This is a genomic window from Roseibium sp. HPY-6, assembly GCF_040530035.1.
GTDB lineage: Bacteria > Pseudomonadota > Alphaproteobacteria > Rhizobiales > Stappiaceae > Roseibium.
Genome location: NZ_JBEWCD010000002.1, coordinates 1,331,571 through 1,350,301, shown reverse-complemented (window position 1 = coordinate 1,350,301; position 18,731 = coordinate 1,331,571). Strand labels below are relative to the sequence as shown.

Below are 18,731 nucleotides of genomic sequence, written 5' to 3'. Positions count from 1 at the left end.
GTCGACGTCCGCACAATCACACACTATGGTGGCGCGCGATTTTCCTGTTAAAGTTTACGAGGATCCCGCTCATGGAGCGCACTGCACACGCCGACCGTTTCGCTGAATTGATCGGCTCTGCGAACGTCTTGACCAGCCCGGCCGACCAGGCACCCTACCTCGTCGAGTGGCGCGACCTTTATCGCGGTGTGACAGAGATAGTGCTGCGGCCCGGCAGCACCCAAGAGGTCAGCGCGATCATGGCCTATGCATATGCACACGACCTCAAGATCGTACCACAGGGCGGGAACACCGGACTTGTCGGGGGGCAAATCCCGCAGGAAACCGGGGATGAAATCGTTTTATCGGTCACACGTCTGAACAAGGTTCGAGATGTCGATCCGGCCGGTTTCACCATCACGGTCGAAGCCGGCGTGGTGCTGGAAGCGCTCCAGGGTGAAGCCGAAAAAGTCGACCGGTTGTTCCCCCTTGCGCTCGGCGCACAGGGCTCGTGTCAGATTGGCGGCAACATCTCCACCAATGCCGGCGGCACTGCCGTGCTGGCCTATGGCAACACCCGTGATCTGGTTCTTGGGCTGGAAGTCGTACTGCCGACCGGCGAGATCTGGGACGGTCTCAGGACGCTCAGAAAGGACAATACCGGTTATGATTTGAAACAATTATTTATCGGCGCGGAGGGCACCCTGGGGATAATTACCGCGGCCTCGCTGAAGCTGTTTCCGAAGCCGAAGAAACTCGAGGCTGCTTTTGTCGGTTTGCAGGATCCGCAGGCCGCACTGAAGCTCTTTACAACGGCACGCGCGCAGGCCGGACCTGTTCTGACCGGGTTCGAAATCATGCCACGGGTCGGCCTCGAATTCTGCCTGAAGCATCTGGAAGCGGCTCGTGATCCACTCGAAGGCAGCCATGAATGGTATGTCCTGATGGAGCTGTCCAGCGGTTCCGAAGCCTTTCCCATTAGAGATCTTCTGGAGAGCATTCTCGGCGAGGCCTTTGAAGAAGGGCTCGTTGAAGACGCTGCCTTTGCCCAGAACCTCTCGCAGGTTCACGACTTCTGGCACATCCGCCACGGTATGTCCGAGGTGCAAAAACCGGAAGGCGGGTCAATCAAGCACGACGTCTCCGTGCCGGTTTCCCACATTCCAGAGTTTCTGGACAAAGCTATCGCGGCTGTTTCAGAATTTGTGCCTGGCTGCAGACCTGTGCCATTCGGCCACATCGGAGACGGCAACATACATTTCAATGTCAGCCAGCCTGTCGGCGCCGATAAGAATGAATATCTCGCCAAATGGGACGAGATGAATGAGATCGTACATTCCATCGTTGGTGAGTTTGGTGGCAGCATCTCCGCAGAGCATGGTATCGGCCGGTTGAAAAAGCCCCTTCTTGCTGACGTCAAATCCGAAACGGAGTTGATGTTAATGCGACGTATCAAGCGGGACCTTGATCCAAAAAACCTTCTGAATCCTGGTCGAATTCTTTAATCAGCAAGTTGATCGCATGATCCGAAGTTGATCAAAGACCTGGCAGAAAGCATTTGATCCGTAACGTGCCGGTCCCCATCGATCTTCGTGCAAGGCTGTTCCAGCGCCGCTTCAGCTGAAACCGCTCTCCGGAGGCTGGCCTCTTTACTTCTACAATTCTTGGGTGAACTCGAGTTGTACTGTATTCAAGAAGGGCGCATCCTTCTCAAAATACCCGACGCCCCTTCTTTAAAGTTCAATTGTAAAAAATGACATGTAGTCGCGATATTGTCCTGGCTTGGGGAAAACCTGGCACAATTGCGATCGGCGGCTCTGTGAAACAGTTGCCTTCAAAAACTGCGCTATCGGCTTGATTGGATTTAAGCTTGGTCAAAGACACTGGGCTCGATTGAGTGACAAAGTGCCCACCCCGCCCGCGAAAACATCAGAATTTTTTTCCCCAGATTGCGCTCGGGCGCCTCGTTGTCTGACCTGAAAAACGCAAAAAAACGGCTTCTCGGCCCTTGAGTGGTATTTTTTTCGCTCAACAACCTTGTAAAAAATAACTGAGTTTTCAAAGAGAAATGGGTGATTTCCTCGCGGAAACTATCAAATTTCACACCCGCCTTTTGAAAACTCGCAGAAAAATTTCGAAAAACTTAAATTTTTATTAAATTTGCTTGTGTGCCCGAAGGCATAGCGGAAACAGCAAAGGGGGATCAACTCGGCCAGGACTTGCGGCATGTCCTGAAGGTGATGGGGCAAAAGTTTTGCTATGTATTGCTTACATTCAAACCCTGCCTCATCTACGCGGAATACGATATGAATCGTCTATGACCTCATAAGAATAAGCTATTTGTAAACATGGTAAGTAAAAGGTTAATCATGTGGCATGGGCGTCGAAAAAAGCCAACCGGTCGAAAGACCTAACAAAAGCAAATGAGCGGCGAACGCGGAAATCGCAGCTCTGAGACAGTGCACGAGGGAGAGCGACCCCATCGTTCTCTCACATGGAGGCCACAATGCAGGTTCAGAACTTAGCTAGTTCGGATCATTGGGATCGTGTGAAGACAGAACTGAGAAACGAACTCGGAGAGGATATTTTTTCAAACTGGTTCGGAAGAGTGAAGCATGAAGAGACCGTCGGCGACTCTGTTCGCTTGTCGGTCCCTACCCGTTTTCTGAAAAACTGGATCCAGAACAACTACGAAAAAAAGCTGATCGGTTTATGGAAACGCGAGCTTGATGACATCAATCGCGTCGAGCTCACGGTGCGCGGTGCGCTTCGCCCGCGCCAAATCAGTCCGGCACAGCCGCCAAAGGCAATCACCGCCCGCCGCATCAGCGGGAGGTCGGCCCCATTCGACATTGCCCCACAATTTGGAAGCTCGGCCAGTTCGGCAACCATTCCATGTCTCGCAGATACCGGTGAAGAAGCGGCTGCGGAGTTCTTGAGCGGTGCTGCTCTGAACCCAAAGCTCACCTTCGATGCCTTTGCAGAAGGCGCATCCAACAGCCTGGCTTGCGCCGCCATACGTCAGATGGCCGCCGGCCACGAGGGCACGCTGGGTATGCTTTACATGCATTCCACGACCGGTATCGGCAAAACACACTTGCTTCAGGCAGCAGCAACAGAGGCCCGTAAAGCCGGCCGCAGGGTTGCATATCTCTCGGCCGAGTTCTTCATGTATCATCTCGTGCCTGCACTGCGCACTCCGGCGTTCCCGGTCCTGCGCCAGGCAATGAAATCCATCGATCTCTTGCTCGTCGACGACCTCCAGTTCCTTCATGGCAAACAAGCGCATGAGGAATTCGGCAAAACGCTTGAAATGCTCATGGAGGCGCCGAAGCAGATCATCATGGCAGCTGACAGGGCTCCGGAAGAACTTGGGACGCTCAGCACCAAAGTCATGCAGCGCATTCAGACCGGTGAAGTCGTCAGCATCCAGTCGACCGACTATGCGCTTCGCCACGAGATCCTCAGGAAACGGATCGCATCGGCGCGGCGCACCCACCCGGCCTTTACCGTGCCGGATGAAGTGGCCGACTACATCGCGCGCTACGTCATCTCGTCGGCCCGGGACCTGGAAGGGGCACTAAATCGCCTCTTTGCGCACAACCAGCTGACAAAACAGCCGGTCACGATGAACCTGGCTGAGAAGACCCTGCACGACCTGGTCAGAATCGGCGAGCCTCGTTCAATCAAGGTCGAAGAGATTCAACAGGTGGTCTGCAAGCACTTCAGCGTGACGAAGGCAGACCTGCTGTCATCGTGCCGCGCCCGGACGCTCGTGCGTCCACGGCAGATCGCGATGTATATCGCGAAGGTTGTGACTGGAAGGTCTTTGCCGGAAATCGGCAGAAGGTTCGGAAATCGCGACCACACCACGGTTCTTCATGCCGTACGCAAAATCGAAGACATGGTGACAAAAGATGAGACACTTGCGCAGGAAGTCGAGCTGCTTAAGCGCCTCATCAACACCTGACGGGTTTCGGGGCAACCCCAGCCCTGCAACGGCGGTGCCGCAGATCACCGCCTCCCCCGGCACCGGGCAGCCTTTATGCCGGGTGTCATGAAAACCTCCCTCCCTTTAAGCCGCGTCAGCGGCTTTCTTTTTGAGTTGACACCAACGCCTGAAAGCCATACGCGTTGCGCAGGTTTCGGGAAGCCGGCCGCCCGCAGGCAAACAGCCTTGGTGAATTTCCCTGTGCGAATTGTTTTCGCAGATCGTCATCCTTCGCAAGAACGTGCAGGGTTTTGGCAATGCGGGCCCCAAGAAGGCGCAAGCCTTTTTCCTGCCTTTCTTGGAAAGGTTGAATTATGGAACTCCCAAGTGTTGCCGAGCTGAAATCGCAGGCAAAACGATTGCGCAAAGCCCTGAAGGAAAACGGCAAGGCGCTGTCGCACAGTGAGGCTCTTGAACTCCTGTCAGCACAATATGGCTACCGAGACTGGAATACCGCGCGTGCTCGTGCGGCGCAGCTCAATCAGCTTTCCCTTGCTGTCGGAATGCGGGTTGCAGGAACCTACATGAAACAGGCTTTTGAGGGTGAAATTACATCCCTCAGTATGGCTGGGAGCAAAGAGCACTATCACGTGACCCTCCAATTCGACACGCCGGTCGACGTGGTGTCATTCGATAGCTTCTCTGCGTATCGAAGCCGGGTGAACTGCCTCATAGGTGCCGATGGTGTCGCCGTAAAGCGAACTTCCGACGGTGAACCCTACCTGAAGATGCGTCCGGCGTCCTGAAGTGCGGTACCCATCCTCACCGAATGCGTTTGCTTCAGGTGCAAATTTCCTGTCGTCAGGACATTGTCCGCCATGCGCCTGATCTCCCGCCGTGTAAAGCGGCGGGAGCCATGGCATACTTGCCGGTGACGGTACCGGCATAAAGGCTGGTCGCACTGAGTTACTTTATCGGTCGAGGGACGGTATGCATCAGTTTGGATATGGCGCTGCAGGACGAATGAAGCGTTTGGGGCTGGTGCTGGCAGCGTTTGCCTGTCTTGTCGTGACCGCGATCCAGGACACGAATGCAGCTGTCATACCGGGTGGAAACAGCGGATGGCTGATCGTGGCCAGCCGGCCCAATGCCCCAGATGCGATCAATCTGGCCAGAAGCTACGCAAACAGGTTTCCACAAACAACGGTGTTCCAGTCGAACAACGGCTGGTTTGCAGTATCTCTTGGCTGGATGAGCCAACCTGCAGGCAATCGCTACAAGGCAAGTCTGCTTTCAAGCGGTGCTATACCCGGTGACAGCTATTTTCATAACGGCCAACGCTTCCAGTTCGCCGTCTGGTCCGCTTCGGGGGTGACCGGCGGAGCCTCACAATCCCTCTTTGCATCAACGCGGATCGCACCGGCGCCTTCCGGTGGCATCAGCCCGGCTCCGTCGTCACCGCAGGGCTATGTTACCGGCCTGGATCCACGAGGTGACAACTTCCTGTCCCTCAGGGCCGGCCCGAGCACGCGATACCGGGAAATCACGCGCATGGGGCTGAATACGCCTCTTACCATTCTGGGAAGGAACGGTTCCTGGCTGAATGTCGCCCTTTCGGACGGCAGAAGCGGTTGGGCCTACGGAAAGTACATTGCCTCCGTCCCCGGTTATGCTCCCACTCCACCTGCTGCGTCGGCACCTGCTGCGGCTCCATCTGACGTCACCCAGAGATCGATCACGCCACCGCGTCAAGGTGTTGTCGGCAGCTTGAGCTCTACGGGAGACAATTTCCTGTCGCTCAGGACCGGCGCCGGAACACGCTTCGATGAAATCGCCAGGTTGCTCGAGGGCACCGAAGTAACCATGATGACGCAGCAAGGGGCCTGGTTTGAAGTAGAACTTACCAACGGCATGCGCGGATGGGCCTACGGGCGCTACCTCGAAGCAGCTAAACCGCGTCAGACGGCATCGCCGTCCGTTCCCACGATCGGTCCCGAAACGTCCCAGCCAAATCAGCAGGCACCGGAGCCGGTGCAAAGCGAAGTCGCGCCGAAGAACCCTAACCTTCCTGATCTCGGTACGCTGCCGGAGGGCAAACGGGTCGCACTTGTCATTGGCAACTCAGCCTATGAACATGCGCCGTTTCTTCCCAACCCGAAAAACGATGCGACCGACCTGATGGAATCGCTCAAACGCCTCGGGTTTACGGTCATTGTCGGCCTTGACCAGAGCAAGGTCGCCATGGAGGGGACCGTACGCACCTATGTGCGCGCCATTCAGGATGCCGACGTGGCCCTGTTTTTCTATGCCGGTCACGCAATGCAGCTGAGCGGCAGAAACTACCTCATCCCGATCGATGCGAAACTTGAAGACGAGACTGCCGTTGATTTTGAAACCATCGAGCTTGGAACGCTGCTGGATTACATGAATGCGCCGGGCAGGCTATCGATAGCGCTGTTGGATGCCTGCCGGGACAATCCGCTTTCGCGCCGTTTTTCGCGAAGCCTCGGTGCGAGCAGAAGCTCGCGTGTTGAGCGTGGTCTTGCGGCACCTCAGGCCGGTGGCGGCAATATTCTGATCGGCTTTGCGACCGCCCCTGGCGAAGTCGCGCTTGATGGCGATGAGGACAACAGTCCGTTCACGACAGCACTGCTTGATCACATCGAAACGCCTGGGCTTGAAATCGAAATCATGATGAAACGCGTCAAAGCGGATGTTTATGATTCAACACGTGGAACACAATCGCCATGGCACAATTCGGCTTTGAGACGTGAGTTCTATTTCAAGAAGTAACATCTTGGCCGCGTTCAGGACCGTTGCCCCAGCACCAGGTGCCCCGGAACCGGGACACCTTCTTCCAGCCGGACCGTAATCGGTTCCATGGCCAGGATCGTGAAGCCGGTGTCTGACAGTGCAGAGCGAATGTATCCTTCCGCCTGGGCAAACCTGTTACCGGGTCCCACCATGTAAGGCCTGCCGTTCATGACGTCGTCCGCCAGCGTCTCAGTCGAAAAGGCCAGATATCCCTTTTCTTCAAGCCGATCTGCCGCCGCGCTCAGGAACGGCTCGACTGCACCCAGATACGGGAAGACATCCGTTGCGGCGATCAGGTCCCAATTCGGGCGCGTGTCGTCTTCGTCTTCAAACTCCTGAAGAAATTCGACCGCTTCGCCGACATAAAGATCATCGTAGACCTCGCGATCATAAGCGAGTTCGATAATCCTTTCTGACAGGTCGACACCCGTGCGGTGAGACGTGCAGTCAGCCAGTGCCATGCCGGTCAGTCCAGTTCCGCATCCCAGATCCAGCAATCGGGAAAACGGACCGCAATCGAGCCGCTGGAAAAGGTCGCGCAAAAGCAATGGAACACAATACCCAAGCTCGTCGACAAGGATGTCGTCAAAGACGTCCGCGTGCTGATCGAACAGTGTTGCGACGTAGGCATCAGGCATTTTTTCTGGCGCCGCTGCGGCTCCAATTGCGGCCAAACGGATGGTGACACCGCCAGTATCATTCGGATCCAATGCCAGCGCTTCCCGAAAGGCTTGCTCGGCACCGGCCAAGTCACCGGATTTCTGCAGTTCCAGTCCGCGATTGTAAGCCGCCGCAAGTTCCTCGTTCTCGACATCGCCTATCAGATTGCCCGGCGTTTTCTCGCTATCATCCATTCTTCGTGCCCGCCTTCAGACCGCAGTCCTATAAACGTTCCCCGCCGAATTTCAGCGGTCAGTTTCCAGGGGTGCTTAAAACAGATCCAACTGGCTGTCGTCTACCTTGGAGACTTTTGCGGCACTCTTTTTCGCAGACGGCTCGATTTCTTGCAGATCGACCGGCGTCTGAATATCGGCGTCGTCATTGACCACCTTGTTCACGCGCGAAGAAATTGGCGTCGCAACAAGATAGTCGTCTTCGACAGAAACGAACAACTTCTTGGCTTCGCGTGTATCAACATTGGATGTGTCGAGCCAGGTTTCAAAAGCGTCGGGCTTCAAGATGACCGGCATCCTGTGGTGGATCGATGACATCATGCGGTTTGACTCGATCGTCAGGATTGCCCCTGTGTCCATGTCACCACCATCCGGGTCCGACCACGTTTCCCACAATCCGGCAAATGCCATGACGCCTCCGTCGGCCGGCCGGATCCAGAATGGCTGCTTTCCGTCCGATGTCCTCCGCCACTCGTAAAACCCGGAGGCCGGGATCAGGCAGCGCCCGTGACGCATGGCCGAGCGGAAAGACGGTTTTTCCACGGCTGTTTCCGACCTTGCATTTATCAGGAGCGTGAAACTCGAAGGATCCTTCACCCAGTTCGGAATGAGCCCCCAACGCACGAGATGGAACCTGCGCGCGCCATATTCATAGCGAACCGTTGCAATGGGCTGGGTCGGCGCGATGTTGTAGCGAGGCGGAAAGTTCGGTCTTTCGGAGTAGTCGAAAAAGTCTCTGACGGCATCGGGCGGTGTCGTTAGGGCAAGTCGGCCGCACATCGCAATTCTCCTCTCCGAGGCAGTGGTCCGACACCAACCGCCACGCCGATTTGCCGGAAGAATGCTGCAAAGTTAGGCAATTGGAAACAAAAAAGAAGTAGCTTAGCTTCCAAGTCAAAAAACAGGGGGCAGGTATGGAGTGTTTGGATCCAGTTTTGGGCGCCGGTGAGCTGGCCGCCGAACGGCTGGAGCAGGCAAACATCAATCCCCAAACCGGACTCGCCACAGACTATCTCAATCACTTCAACGAAGTCATGATGCTTCTTGAAATGCTGCCCGACATGCCGGACTGCTCCGAGGACGTGCTGGAATGGGGTCCGCTTGACTACGAAGGTCATTTCGAAAATTCCACCTTCAAAGACAAGCAACTTGCAATTCGGGCGTATTACGCGGCTCCCGGGTACTTACGGGAACACCTTGAAGCGCATGTCGATGACATCAATAAGCTGGTCTGTGAAATACAGGACCAGTTGCGTCAGACCGGTGATGCAGGCTCAATCGCAGCCGACATCGCTTTCAGAGCCACGCACGAAATCAAACCTTTGATCGCTCTTGCAGGCGCTGTCATACACGGTCATGTTGAGCCAGAAGCAACGCAACACGAAGGTGACGGTGCCCAGGCAGAAATCGACGCGCTGTTCGCCTGATCTTTCACCCAACTGCTTTGCCAGACAGGGTGTTTCCATGTCCCGTTTCTATCCTGATGCGCCACGCGTCGGTGTCAGCGTCCTGTGTCACCAGGACGGCCATGCGCTTTTGATCAAGCGCGGAAAAGATCCTTTCAAGGATCACTGGAGTTTGCCCGGAGGACTGGTCGAAGTGGGTGAAACGCTTGCTGAAGCAGCGGAACGCGAACTCATGGAGGAAACGGGGGTCAGGGCCATCCTGAGCGCGCCCGTCGAAACCTTTGATTCCATACAAAGGGACGCCGACAACAACGTTGTGACACACTTCGTTTTGACGGTGTTTTGCGGCTCGTTTCATTCCGGCGAGGCAATTGCGGGAGACGACGCAGCGGCCATCGAATGGGTCCATCCGGACAATCTGGGCGACCGCCCGACCACCCCCGGCACGGTTGAAAGAATCCGCCGCCTTTTGCCCTGATCCAGCTGTCGGAACGCTGCCTCACGCAGGTTTGCAGAACCGTGATTCCCAATTGCGTATCTGTTCGTGAAGCATGCTGAGGTTCCAACGTCCGGAGGCGCCCATGCGGATCATATTCAAGCGGCTATCACCCTTTCTCGTTCGCCTCGTATCCTCCTTGTGCCTGCTTTTTGCACTGTCGACCACCGTTATGGCCGATCCGGACCAATGGCGGCGCGCCGGATTTTCGACGGACTTTTCACAGACAACCGTGGATCTTGGAACGATCTTCTCGGGCGGCCCGCCCAAAGACGGCATTCCATCAATCGACAAACCGTTTTTTGAACCTGCAAGCGGCATTGACTGGCTTCAAGGCAATGAACCCGTAATTTTTCTTGAACTGGATGACGCCGTAAAAGCCTACCCTTTGCAAATTCTGATCTGGCACGAGATTGTCAACGATCAGATCGGCAATACGCCGGTTTCAGTCACCTATTGCCCCTTGTGCAATTCTTCAATCGTCTTCGATCGCAGGCTGGACGGGGACACTCTCGATTTCGGCACCACGGGTCTGCTCAGAAACTCCGATCTTGTCATGTATGACCGGCAGAGCGAAACATGGTGGCAGCAGTTTACAGGGGAAGGCATTGTAGGAACGCATGCCGGGCGCGAACTGAAGATGATCCCGTCACGCGTGATCGCCTTTGAGGCGTTTCGCAAGGAGCATCCAAATGGAGACGTGCTTGCGCGCCCTTCACCGCCGATGCGCAATTACGGTTCCAACCCCTATGTCGGCTATGACAGCCGCTCTGCTCCCTACGCGCTCTTCCAGGGAGACTTGCCGGACAACATCAACCCGATGGCGCGTGTCGTGGTCGTGCGCGACACCGAAGACACATATGCGGTCACACTTGACCATATCAGAACCTCCGGCCCCGTTACTCTGTCTGCTGATGTCACTGTGCGCTGGACCGGCGAACAGGCCTCCATACTTGACCAGCGCAAGACGGAAAACGGGCGTATTGTCGGCTCAGTCGAAGCCGTCAGAAAGAAAGGCGATGCCGAAAAACCGCTTGTACACGACGTTACGTTCGCGTTTGTCGTGCATGCCTTTCACCCCGAAGTGGCAATTCTTGGGATCACTTCCCCGTAGCGCTTGCAGTCGTCCTTTTCGGCGCGCATGATCCGCCGATGATCAAGAAATGCATACGTGATGTCTGGTGCCGGACGCTCGTTCTGGCAATGGTGGGGCTGGTTATGCCGTCACAGGTTGCATTCGCTCAGGTGTCGGGCATCGACGCACCGCCTTACGAACAACAGCTCATGCGACTGTCGGAAATCTTCGGCGCACTCCATTTCCTGCGACCGTTATGCAAAGAAAATGATGCAACAAGCTGGCGCGACCGGATGGAGGATTTTCTGGACGCAGAAACGGTCGATGAGAACCGCCGCCGCCGTTTCATCGAACGGTTCAATCAAGGTTACCGTGGTTTCTCAGTTGCTTACAGAGAGTGCACAGGGGCTGCACGTATCGCAATGGTACAGTATCTTAACGAAGGAGAAACCATCATCAGTGACGTCACCAGCCGGTACGGACGGTAATGTGCCGAAAAATGTCAAAACGTTACGAGTTGGTTAACCTTTTGAATCAAATTTGTGGGTGGACGTTAAGTTTGCGTTCACGGTTGCTTATCACCACGGATCTGCGTGCTAGGATCAGATAATGAGATTCGGGAGAGGGACACGTTGGAGTTGTCTTCAACGGATCGGGACAGACCGGTAAGGAAACGAATGATAAACGACGATTACGCTGAGGCGGCCATGGACGCCGAATTTGCCGAAGACGAAGACATCCGGCGCGCTGCGCTCGGCTTCATCTCGGATGCCTGGGCAGAGGCAATCGCCAATGGCGTCGATGCGGATGCCGTGGCGCATGCTGCAATGTTTACTGCACTTGCCGACCTCGTCGCGGCGTACGGCGAAGATGCGGTAGCCAAACTTGCAGAAGGACTGCCGGACCGGATCCTGCAAGGCGATTACACCGTGAATCGCGTCCTTCAGTAAGGCTGGTTCAGATCTGACGAATGAGGCCGGTTCTCCCGGCCTCTTTTGATTCGTGGGCGCTTCTGTTCGTTACAAGTGGCTCCAGAAACCTGTTGCGTGGCTGATGCCATTCACCACCAGATCAAGATAGATTAGCCCGCCAAAGACAATCAGCGCGACACCCGCGATATGATTGATCCGGTCAAGCCAACGGTCGTCGATCCTTGTCTTGAAATGCGACACCACTGCCGAAACAAAAATCCACCATGTCGTTGCGCCGGCCGCAACACCCGCGATCATCATGAGTGCGCCAAAGTGATCGCCGGGCTCTGGACGATAGTTTCCGAGAGCACCGAAAATAAACAAAAACACCAGGATGGTTCCCGGGTTGGTGATGGCAATGAAAAAGGCCGCCGTCGTGTCACCCAGATAGCTGTATTCGCGGCCGTTATCGCTTTTTTGCAGATGCGGATGCGTGTTCCAGATCTTGATGCCGAAAATGATCAGAAGCGCTCCTCCGACGACTTCAATCAAGCGGAACTGTCCCTCGATGAAATTCGTAACGGCAGCAACGCCGAAAATCGCCGCTGACGCAAAAATCGTATCGGCGACCACGGCGCCCAAACCGACGAAAACACCATGACTGAACCCGCTTCTGACGGCGTGCTGGATGGCCATAACGTTGACGGGCCCCACCGGGGCCGTCGTGATAACCCCAACAAAAAACCCGATCAGCACGTATTCCAAAACAGTCACGGCTGGTCCTTCTTGCTAGACCGCTGATGTTTTATGAAGTCCCTCCTTCTCGATATCGACCGCGGTGATCGATGACAAGAACAGGAAAAGTCCCTCAGCCAGTTTTCACTCTGCCATGAATTGTTTAAGGAATGTCTTGGGGGTGCACGAGACCGGATCCATCCAACGGGAGATCGTCATGGCACGGACATTAGCAGCAGTGGTGGCGGGCGTTTGCCTTTTGCCGATGGCCAGCGTTGCGAAAACGGTAACGACGGAGCCGATACCGGTCGAACCCGAAACAAGCTCGCAAGCCGCACCGATACCAACGGAACAGCTTGATCTCCCGGAAGCAAGCGAACAGCCGGCAGCTGAAACGCCTGCAGACCTTGCACCGCCGCAGGTCTACTACAACACCTCCACATTGCCGAAACCCGTCGCGCGCATGCATGCGCAAATGAAGGAAGCGGCCCTCTACGGGGACCTGGAGCGGTTGCGCATGGTTTTGGAGAGCAACGAACTGCCGCCAACGCTGTCCCTCACTGAGATTGGCGATCCGATAGACTTCCTGAAGGAAAGTTCCGGTGACGGCGAAGGGTTTGAGATCCTGGCGATCCTGGCGGATACGCTCGATGCAGGTTTCGTGCATGTGGATGTCGGAACACCGCAAGAAATGTATATCTGGCCTTATTTCGCACGCTACCCGCTGTCAGACCTGACCCCGGATCAGAAGGTTGAAATGTACCGGATCATCACGGCGGGCGACTACGCGGAAATGGAAGAATTCGGTGCCTGGACTTTCTACCGGGTCGGCATCGGGCCCGATGGAACCCTGCACTATTTCGTGGCCGGAGACTGACCCCGGCCTTGCCGCCCGCGTTTCCGGGACATGGTCCAGGCGTCGACTATGCCCGAAATGCCGGAAGCGGTGCCCGGTCCTGAAGTTCGATCATACGGCGCAGCATCGTTTCCGTCAGATCATGCCGTATCGGGGCAAAGGCCGGGTCCTCAAACCGGTTGTCCAGTTCATGCGGATCATCATGCAGGTCGTAGAGCTCATTCCACGTCTCACCCTCTCTCAAGGACATCCTGAAGCGATCCGTGACAAGCGTGCGCACGCGCTGTGGCCGGTCGAATCCGGTCATCGTTCGCTGGCTGTCTTCCTCGACGATGACGGCTTGCGGCGGTTTTGTCGAAAAGAGATCCCGCCCCTGCATGCCGTTGAAGGACTGAACGCCGGCGCGCGCGAGGATGGACGCGGGAATATCGATTGAAGACGCAAGGTCCCGGTTTACGGCATGCGCCACTTGATGTGCCGGATCACACCATATGAACGGCACACGAATGATGCTCTGGTAGTGCAGCAGAAGCTTCAGCATGAGCCCGTGATCGCCCATGTAGTCGCCATGATCGGAGGTGAAAACCACCACTGTATTGTCAGCGAGCCCGAGCGACTGGAGGCTTGCAAGAACCCTTGCGATCGTATCGTCGATCATCGTGATCATGCCGAATGTCAAAGCGATAATGGCCCGGGCCTCGTCCTCAGTGACGACAAACGGATTTTGCGAGTTTCGAGGGTCGCTGCCATTTTCCATGGCCGCACGCATTGCCTTGATGGGTGGCAGGCTCCCCTGTCCGAAGGAGGCCGGGAGATCCATCTCGCCTGGGTCATAAAGATCCCAGTACTTGCCCGGCGGCGTGAACGGATGGTGCGGATCGGGGAAGGACATCTGAAGGAAAAACGGCTCTTCCCTGCCGGCCTGCTGGCTCAGCCAGTCTTCACACCGCGAGCCGATCCAGCTGGTCGAATAAAGCTCTTCTGGAACCGCGGTGCGCCAGGCCTGGGGGGCCTTGATCCGGTTGCAGGGCAGCGCGTTTTCCGGACCGACGAGACTGTCAAAATCCTGCCTCTGGCTTCGCGCCCATAAGAGATAATCGCCCGATGCCTGGTCCGCGTGATCGGCGGCAATTTCAACGTGCTGGAACCCGTAAAAGTCACCTTTCAGACGTTCGGCGATGGGTGTCTCCCACTGCGGTGTCAGTTCCAGTTCGTATTCCGGGCCATGGCGGTTGTTTTTGAAGGCGTCCCGCAGATGTGTTGACGGTACGTGTTTGCCGTCTTCCGGAACAAACTTGTTGGCGGCCGGCAGGCCGCTGAAGCTTTGAAGATGTGATTTGCCGATCAGCGCCGTGTGATAGCCCGCATCGCGCAGCAGCTCGACAAAGGTGGTGTGATCCCTGGAAAGGGGAATACCGTTATGGCGCGCACCGTGGACCGAACACATCCGCCCGGTCATTATCGAGGCCCGATTGGGCATGCAGATCGGATTAGCGACGTAGAACTTCTCCCAGCGGCATCCCCTCGCCGCGAGGCTGTCAATCGCCGGCGTTCTGACCCGGGTGTTGCCGTAGCACCCGAGATGATCGGCACGGTGCTGGTCCGTGATGATAAACAGAAAGTTGGGACGCTTGGACATCATGCTGCCTTGGGGTTGGGGACGGATCGGCGCATATCGAAGAGTATCAGGGCGATTCCTGCGGCGAGCGCCGGCAGGTGCACCCAAGGCGACACTGCAAGGAGTGCGAATGCGGCGACGAAACGAAGAACAATTTCGGCGACCGTGAGTTTTCCCCGGTCGAAACCGGACAGTGCCGACGAGAACAGCCAGATACAGAAACAGGTTCTGGCAACGATCCAGACAAACTCCGCCAGATTGAACTGCTCGACAATCAGGATCGTCGGATAGAAAGCGAAGATGAATGGAATGATGAACTTTGCCATGCCCAGCCGGAAGGACATCAGCGCCGTCATGAGCGGATTGGCCCCGGCAATCGGCGCCGCTGCATAGGCCGCAATCGCGACGGGCGGTGTCAAGGACGACGCGACGCCGTAGTAGAACACGAACATATGTGCCGTGAGCATGGAAACTCCGAGCGCCTGGATCGCCGGCCCCATCACCAGAATGATGATCAGATACGCCGGCAACGTGGGCATGCCCATGCCGAGCACGAGAGCACCGACCATGGCGACGAGGAGCGCCGAGAAGAGGCTTTCTCCACGCACGGAACTGATGACATTTGCAAGCTTCAAGCCGAGACCGGTCGAATCGAGCGACCCGACCAGAATCCCGATGGCCGCAATCGCAATCAGAAGCGTTGCGCCCGACTGCGCGCCTTTGACGAAGCTGTTCCAGATGCGCATCGGGTTTTCGCGTACCTTTGGATTGATAAACGAAAGGCACAAGAGAACGACGACGGCGTAGAAGCCGGCCTTTGATGTCGAAAGACCAAAAATCAGCGAAGCTATGACGGTCAGAATGGGACCGATAAACAGAACGGAGTTGATTGCATCGACCCGTGTGATCTTGTCTTCAACCTTTAACGGCTGGGCCTCGATGCCCTGTCTGCGCGCTTCCGCGGATACGGCCGAAAACAGGCTGAAATAGTAAAACAGGGCCGGAAGGAGCGCCGCGACGATGACATTGAGGTAGCCGGCGCCGGTCAGGTCCGCCATGACCAGCGCGGCCGCCCCCATGATCGGTGGCATGATTTGGCCACCGGATGATGCGGTTGCTTCAATGCCAGCCGCAAATGTCGGTGAGAACCCGCGCTTCTTGATCATCGGGATCGTGAATGTGCCGGTTCCAACTATGTTGGCCACCGTTGAACCGGACATCGTTCCGAACATGGATGACGCCAGAATTGCTGCATGCGCCGGACCGCCTCTGGTGCGGCGCGTGGCGAGAAAGGCGAATTTCAGCAGGGTATCGCCGGCACCGGTGCCTTCCAGCAGCACCCCGAAGATGATGAAGATGAAGACTGTTACCAGGACGATGTTCGTTATCGAGCCGAAGACACCTTTATTGGTGTTGTACCAGAGCGCTTCACTGACTTCCTTGAGCGAAAAGCCGGTGTGCTCCAAGAGCCCGGGTGCGTAATTACCAAAGAACAGATAGACCACCGCCAGCGAACCGACGACGAACAACCCCCACCCCCACAAACGGCGGCACAGCTCCAGGAAGACAGCAAGACCGGCCAAGGCAGGCCAGGCATCGCGGTTGCTGACGTCGTAAAGGGCTTCTTCCATCTGTGTCTGAACGAAGAAAAACGACCAGATCGACCAAAGCCCTGCCACGATCATCAGGAGATCAAGACCCAAATGAAAACCGGACTTGGCCGCGGACATCTCCGGATCTGCCGTCTCACGCTGTTTGCGCGCTACCGCGACCCCAACAACAAGCGCCAGGGCGAAGGCAACGGCCCGGTGAACCTTCGGATCAAGCAATCCGATGCCCGAACTGTAGACAGCGATAAAGCCGAGGGCAGCACACGCCAGGATCGAAGCAAACACAAATATGCGGGACATCCAGCCGGATGACGGCGTCTCAGCGTCCATGACACTCTCCGTGGATAAGAGGGAGGGCTGTGGAACCGGGTGCCAGACACCCGGTCCAAGCGCCTTTCAGTCAGGGACGGAGGTCGTCCGGAATATCAAACCCGGCTTCCTCGTAGTATTTCAGCGCTCCGGGATGAAGCGGAACGTTCACGGACGTGAAAGCACTGTCCTTTGTGACGTCCTTCAGGAAAAACGCCGTCGCGTGCACGTCGTCGATGTTCTCCCAAAAAGACTTGGTGGCATTGTAGACAACATCGTCGGGCACACCGGCATGCGTTCCAACGAACTGCGAGAACCCTAGAGCTGCAATCGGGCCCTTGGTCAGTTGACCCTTATAGACCTCTCCGTCGAATTTCATCATGCCACGGCCCGGGCGTCCGAACAGGCTCTGCATCGCGTCGCTTTCAAGCGCGGCCTCCGGTATCGACAGAAGACGGAACTCTCCGGACAGACCGAACTGTTCAATCCGGGCGGAACCGATTTCAGCCGGGCGCACCATCACGTCAATCTTGCCGTCGGCCAAGGCGGTGTAACCTTCTCCCCAACTCAATCGCACGGACTTATAGTCGTCGCCCGGCTCAAAACCGGTGATGTTCCGGATCAAGGCCTCGGAGGTCGCGGAGGCAGCGCCTGCAGGTGGACCAGTGAAGACAGATTTGCCTTTCAGATCTTCCCAGCTTTCAATTCCTGAACTCGGCAGCGTCACGACGTGATAAGCGCCTGCCCTGAAGCCAAGAATCGAGCGCAGGTTTTTCGAAAGTTCCGGTGCATCGCCAATATTTTTGTACATGGCCTTCTGGCCGGCCATGAGATTGACGAGTGACGGCACGCTGGAGAAAAAATCGATTTCGCCCTTTGCGCCCTTCAACATCGATTTGGTCAGCGTCTGGCCGGCATTGACCTGAACCTCAACATCACCGCCGGCTGCCTGGTTGGCAAAGGCGACAAAAAGGGTGTGTGCAGGGTCGCCAACGCCTGCAGTTTCTCCCTTGTAGATCTGCGCCGCCGCGGTCAGGGGCAAGCTCAAGGCAAAAGCTGCGGCGAACGCAACCGGTCTCAGAAATTTGCTGTGAAACATGTTTTCCTCCCATTTCATGTCCCATCTTAACAAATTCAATTCATCTCATATAATCAAACAAACGAAACCATACATAAGCAATTGCTATGAAATTAGATCCCAAGCATCTTGCCCAGCTTTCCGTTATCGTTGAGGCGGGCTCCTTTCAGACCGCGGCAGATCTTCTGGCACTGACACAGCCGGCTTTGAGCAGAAACATGCGCACGCTCGAGGCCAGGCTTGGCGCGTCGATCTTCCAGCGGGACGGCCGCCGATCTGTTCCGAACGCACTCGGCTTGAAGCTCGCGCGGAACGGGTTGGCCATCCGCATCGCCGAAGAGCAAGCCGCGAGTTTTGCAACACTGGCCGCAGCCGGAAGCGCGGGGCACCTGCGCCTCGCGGCTCCCCCGATCGTGGCCGGACGCTTTCTTTCCGATGCCCTGTCGCGTTTCATCACCGACAACCCTGGTTGCAATATCGAATTGCGCACCGGCCTCGCACACGAGTTGCGCACGATGCTTGAGCGGGGTCAGGTCGACGTCGTGTTTGGTCCCCAAAGCCTTGCAGACCCGGTCGAGGGATTGAGTTTCCTTCCGCTGATCGATGACAGGGTTGGCATCATGTGCCGGACGGACCATCCTCTCACCCACAAAAAGAAGCTCATGGCGTCAGATCTCATGTCACAGGTGTGGCTTGCCCATTCACGCGGCAGCCTGTTGCGGCAGCAGACGGAGGCAGCCATGATTGCGTCGGGAATCCAGCACATGCAGATCGCTTGTGAAACCGATTCAATCAGCTCGGCATTCGAAATTGTCGCCGCCACCGAACTGATTACGACGATGCCAATCGGAACCTCAACGCCATATCTTGAGGAAAAGCTGGTCTTTCTGGCTTTCGATCACCCGCAGTTTCACCGTCCGCTTGGGGCCATCTGCAGAAACAACATGCCCGCGACTCCCGTGGTGGAGAGTTTTCTGAAAGTCCTGCGCCATGACCTGAACGAGAAAACCGGGCCATAAA

At 56.3% G+C, this 18,731-nt stretch carries 17 protein-coding genes; 11 read left to right on the top strand and 6 right to left on the bottom strand.

Going from position 1 to position 18,731, the window contains the following annotated elements:
* Window positions 1-71 precede the first annotated feature (71 nt).
* From ABVF61_RS17615 to ABVF61_RS17600, 4 genes are all read left to right on the top strand, one after another.
* Window positions 72-1,484 (top strand): FAD-binding oxidoreductase, encoded by a 1,413-nt coding sequence (locus ABVF61_RS17615; RefSeq protein WP_353994838.1) that lies wholly within the window; start codon window positions 72-74, stop codon window positions 1,482-1,484.
* 1,001 nt (window positions 1,485-2,485) lie between these two features.
* Window positions 2,486-3,949 carry a chromosomal replication initiator protein DnaA gene (dnaA, locus tag ABVF61_RS17610; protein ID WP_353994837.1) on the top strand — a complete coding sequence of 488 codons (1,464 nt, stop codon included), beginning with the start codon at window positions 2,486-2,488 and terminating at the stop codon, window positions 3,947-3,949.
* A 335-nt stretch (window positions 3,950-4,284) separates the two neighbouring features.
* A complete protein-coding gene (locus tag ABVF61_RS17605) occupies window positions 4,285-4,716 on the top strand; it encodes a glyoxalase superfamily protein (RefSeq protein ID WP_353994836.1) in 432 nt (143 codons plus the stop codon).
* Window positions 4,717-4,900: 184 nt separating this feature from the next.
* Window positions 4,901-6,703: a caspase family protein gene (locus tag ABVF61_RS17600; protein WP_353994835.1), complete on the top strand. Its 1,803-nt coding sequence runs from the start codon at window positions 4,901-4,903 to the stop codon at window positions 6,701-6,703.
* 14 nt (window positions 6,704-6,717) lie between these two features.
* On the opposite strand, the gene ABVF61_RS17595 is transcribed toward ABVF61_RS17600, so the two are convergent.
* Window positions 6,718-7,578 (bottom strand): class I SAM-dependent methyltransferase, encoded by an 861-nt coding sequence (locus tag ABVF61_RS17595; protein ID WP_353994834.1) that lies wholly within the window; start codon window positions 7,576-7,578, stop codon window positions 6,718-6,720.
* 75 nt (window positions 7,579-7,653) lie between these two features.
* Window positions 7,654-8,397: an SOS response-associated peptidase gene (locus ABVF61_RS17590; RefSeq protein ID WP_353994833.1), complete on the bottom strand. Its 744-nt coding sequence runs from the start codon at window positions 8,395-8,397 to the stop codon at window positions 7,654-7,656.
* A 134-nt stretch (window positions 8,398-8,531) separates the two neighbouring features.
* Between ABVF61_RS17590 and ABVF61_RS17585 the strand changes: the two genes are divergently transcribed.
* The 5 genes from ABVF61_RS17585 (at window position 8,532) to ABVF61_RS17565 (ending at window position 11,544) form a co-directional block, all read left to right on the top strand.
* Window positions 8,532-9,044, top strand: a complete 513-nt coding sequence (locus ABVF61_RS17585) for a hypothetical protein (protein WP_353994832.1) — start codon at window positions 8,532-8,534, stop codon at window positions 9,042-9,044.
* A gap of 37 nt (window positions 9,045-9,081) precedes the next feature.
* Window positions 9,082-9,501, top strand: coding sequence for an NUDIX hydrolase (locus ABVF61_RS17580; RefSeq protein ID WP_353994831.1), 420 nt, complete (start codon window positions 9,082-9,084; stop codon window positions 9,499-9,501).
* Between the two features lie 103 nt (window positions 9,502-9,604).
* Entirely contained in the window at window positions 9,605-10,633 is a 1,029-nt protein-coding gene (locus tag ABVF61_RS17575; protein ID WP_353994830.1) for a DUF3179 domain-containing protein, read from the top strand.
* Between the two features lie 38 nt (window positions 10,634-10,671).
* Entirely contained in the window at window positions 10,672-11,082 is a 411-nt protein-coding gene (locus ABVF61_RS17570) for a TIGR02301 family protein (RefSeq protein ID WP_353994829.1), read from the top strand.
* 189 nt (window positions 11,083-11,271) lie between these two features.
* Window positions 11,272-11,544, top strand: coding sequence for a hypothetical protein (locus tag ABVF61_RS17565; RefSeq protein WP_029063820.1), 273 nt, complete (start codon window positions 11,272-11,274; stop codon window positions 11,542-11,544).
* Window positions 11,545-11,613: 69 nt separating this feature from the next.
* Here ABVF61_RS17565 and ABVF61_RS17560 read toward each other — a convergent pair whose 3' ends face one another.
* Window positions 11,614-12,279 (bottom strand): LysE family translocator, encoded by a 666-nt coding sequence (locus ABVF61_RS17560; protein WP_353994828.1) that lies wholly within the window; start codon window positions 12,277-12,279, stop codon window positions 11,614-11,616.
* A 178-nt stretch (window positions 12,280-12,457) separates the two neighbouring features.
* Between ABVF61_RS17560 and ABVF61_RS17555 the strand changes: the two genes are divergently transcribed.
* Complete coding sequence (locus ABVF61_RS17555; protein ID WP_353994827.1) at window positions 12,458-13,117, top strand: hypothetical protein; 660 nt, start codon at window positions 12,458-12,460, stop codon at window positions 13,115-13,117.
* A gap of 46 nt (window positions 13,118-13,163) precedes the next feature.
* On the opposite strand, the gene ABVF61_RS17550 is transcribed toward ABVF61_RS17555, so the two are convergent.
* The 3 genes from ABVF61_RS17550 to ABVF61_RS17540 all read right to left on the bottom strand — a co-directional run bounded on the left by ABVF61_RS17550 (window position 13,164) and on the right by ABVF61_RS17540 (window position 17,732).
* Window positions 13,164-14,735 (bottom strand): sulfatase family protein, encoded by a 1,572-nt coding sequence (locus ABVF61_RS17550; RefSeq protein ID WP_353994826.1) that lies wholly within the window; start codon window positions 14,733-14,735, stop codon window positions 13,164-13,166.
* Entirely contained in the window at window positions 14,735-16,654 is a 1,920-nt protein-coding gene (locus ABVF61_RS17545; protein ID WP_353994825.1) for a TRAP transporter permease, read from the bottom strand. Before ABVF61_RS17545 ends, ABVF61_RS17550 begins: the two co-directional genes overlap by 1 nt.
* Window positions 16,655-16,724: 70 nt before the next feature.
* Window positions 16,725-17,732 (bottom strand): TAXI family TRAP transporter solute-binding subunit, encoded by a 1,008-nt coding sequence (locus tag ABVF61_RS17540; RefSeq protein ID WP_353994824.1) that lies wholly within the window; start codon window positions 17,730-17,732, stop codon window positions 16,725-16,727.
* Window positions 17,733-17,818: 86 nt separating this feature from the next.
* Between ABVF61_RS17540 and ABVF61_RS17535 the strand changes: the two genes are divergently transcribed.
* Window positions 17,819-18,730: a LysR family transcriptional regulator gene (locus ABVF61_RS17535; RefSeq protein ID WP_353994823.1), complete on the top strand. Its 912-nt coding sequence runs from the start codon at window positions 17,819-17,821 to the stop codon at window positions 18,728-18,730.
* Window position 18,731 lies beyond the last annotated feature (1 nt).

Excerpts from the sequence above, each read along its gene's own strand:
- ABVF61_RS17535 (WP_353994823.1), top strand. The coding sequence starts at position 17,819 with ATGAAATTAGATCCCAAGCATCTTGCCCAGCTTTCCGTTATCGTTGAG.
- ABVF61_RS17555 (WP_353994827.1), top strand. The coding sequence starts at position 12,458 with ATGGCACGGACATTAGCAGCAGTGGTGGCGGGCGTTTGCCTTTTGCCG.
- ABVF61_RS17600 (WP_353994835.1), top strand. The coding sequence starts at position 4,901 with ATGCATCAGTTTGGATATGGCGCTGCAGGACGAATGAAGCGTTTGGGG.
- ABVF61_RS17540 (WP_353994824.1), bottom strand. The coding sequence starts at position 17,732 with ATGTTTCACAGCAAATTTCTGAGACCGGTTGCGTTCGCCGCAGCTTTT.
- dnaA (WP_353994837.1), top strand. The coding sequence starts at position 2,486 with ATGCAGGTTCAGAACTTAGCTAGTTCGGATCATTGGGATCGTGTGAAG.
- ABVF61_RS17585 (WP_353994832.1), top strand. The coding sequence starts at position 8,532 with ATGGAGTGTTTGGATCCAGTTTTGGGCGCCGGTGAGCTGGCCGCCGAA.
- ABVF61_RS17590 (WP_353994833.1), bottom strand. The coding sequence starts at position 8,397 with ATGTGCGGCCGACTTGCCCTAACGACACCGCCCGATGCCGTCAGAGAC.
- ABVF61_RS17575 (WP_353994830.1), top strand. The coding sequence starts at position 9,605 with ATGCGGATCATATTCAAGCGGCTATCACCCTTTCTCGTTCGCCTCGTA.
- ABVF61_RS17565 (WP_029063820.1), top strand. The coding sequence starts at position 11,272 with ATGATAAACGACGATTACGCTGAGGCGGCCATGGACGCCGAATTTGCC.
- ABVF61_RS17580 (WP_353994831.1), top strand. The coding sequence starts at position 9,082 with ATGTCCCGTTTCTATCCTGATGCGCCACGCGTCGGTGTCAGCGTCCTG.
- ABVF61_RS17605 (WP_353994836.1), top strand. The coding sequence starts at position 4,285 with ATGGAACTCCCAAGTGTTGCCGAGCTGAAATCGCAGGCAAAACGATTG.
- ABVF61_RS17550 (WP_353994826.1), bottom strand. The coding sequence starts at position 14,735 with ATGTCCAAGCGTCCCAACTTTCTGTTTATCATCACGGACCAGCACCGT.
- ABVF61_RS17570 (WP_353994829.1), top strand. The coding sequence starts at position 10,672 with ATGATCAAGAAATGCATACGTGATGTCTGGTGCCGGACGCTCGTTCTG.
- ABVF61_RS17545 (WP_353994825.1), bottom strand. The coding sequence starts at position 16,654 with ATGGACGCTGAGACGCCGTCATCCGGCTGGATGTCCCGCATATTTGTG.
- ABVF61_RS17615 (WP_353994838.1), top strand. The coding sequence starts at position 72 with ATGGAGCGCACTGCACACGCCGACCGTTTCGCTGAATTGATCGGCTCT.
- ABVF61_RS17595 (WP_353994834.1), bottom strand. The coding sequence starts at position 7,578 with ATGGATGATAGCGAGAAAACGCCGGGCAATCTGATAGGCGATGTCGAG.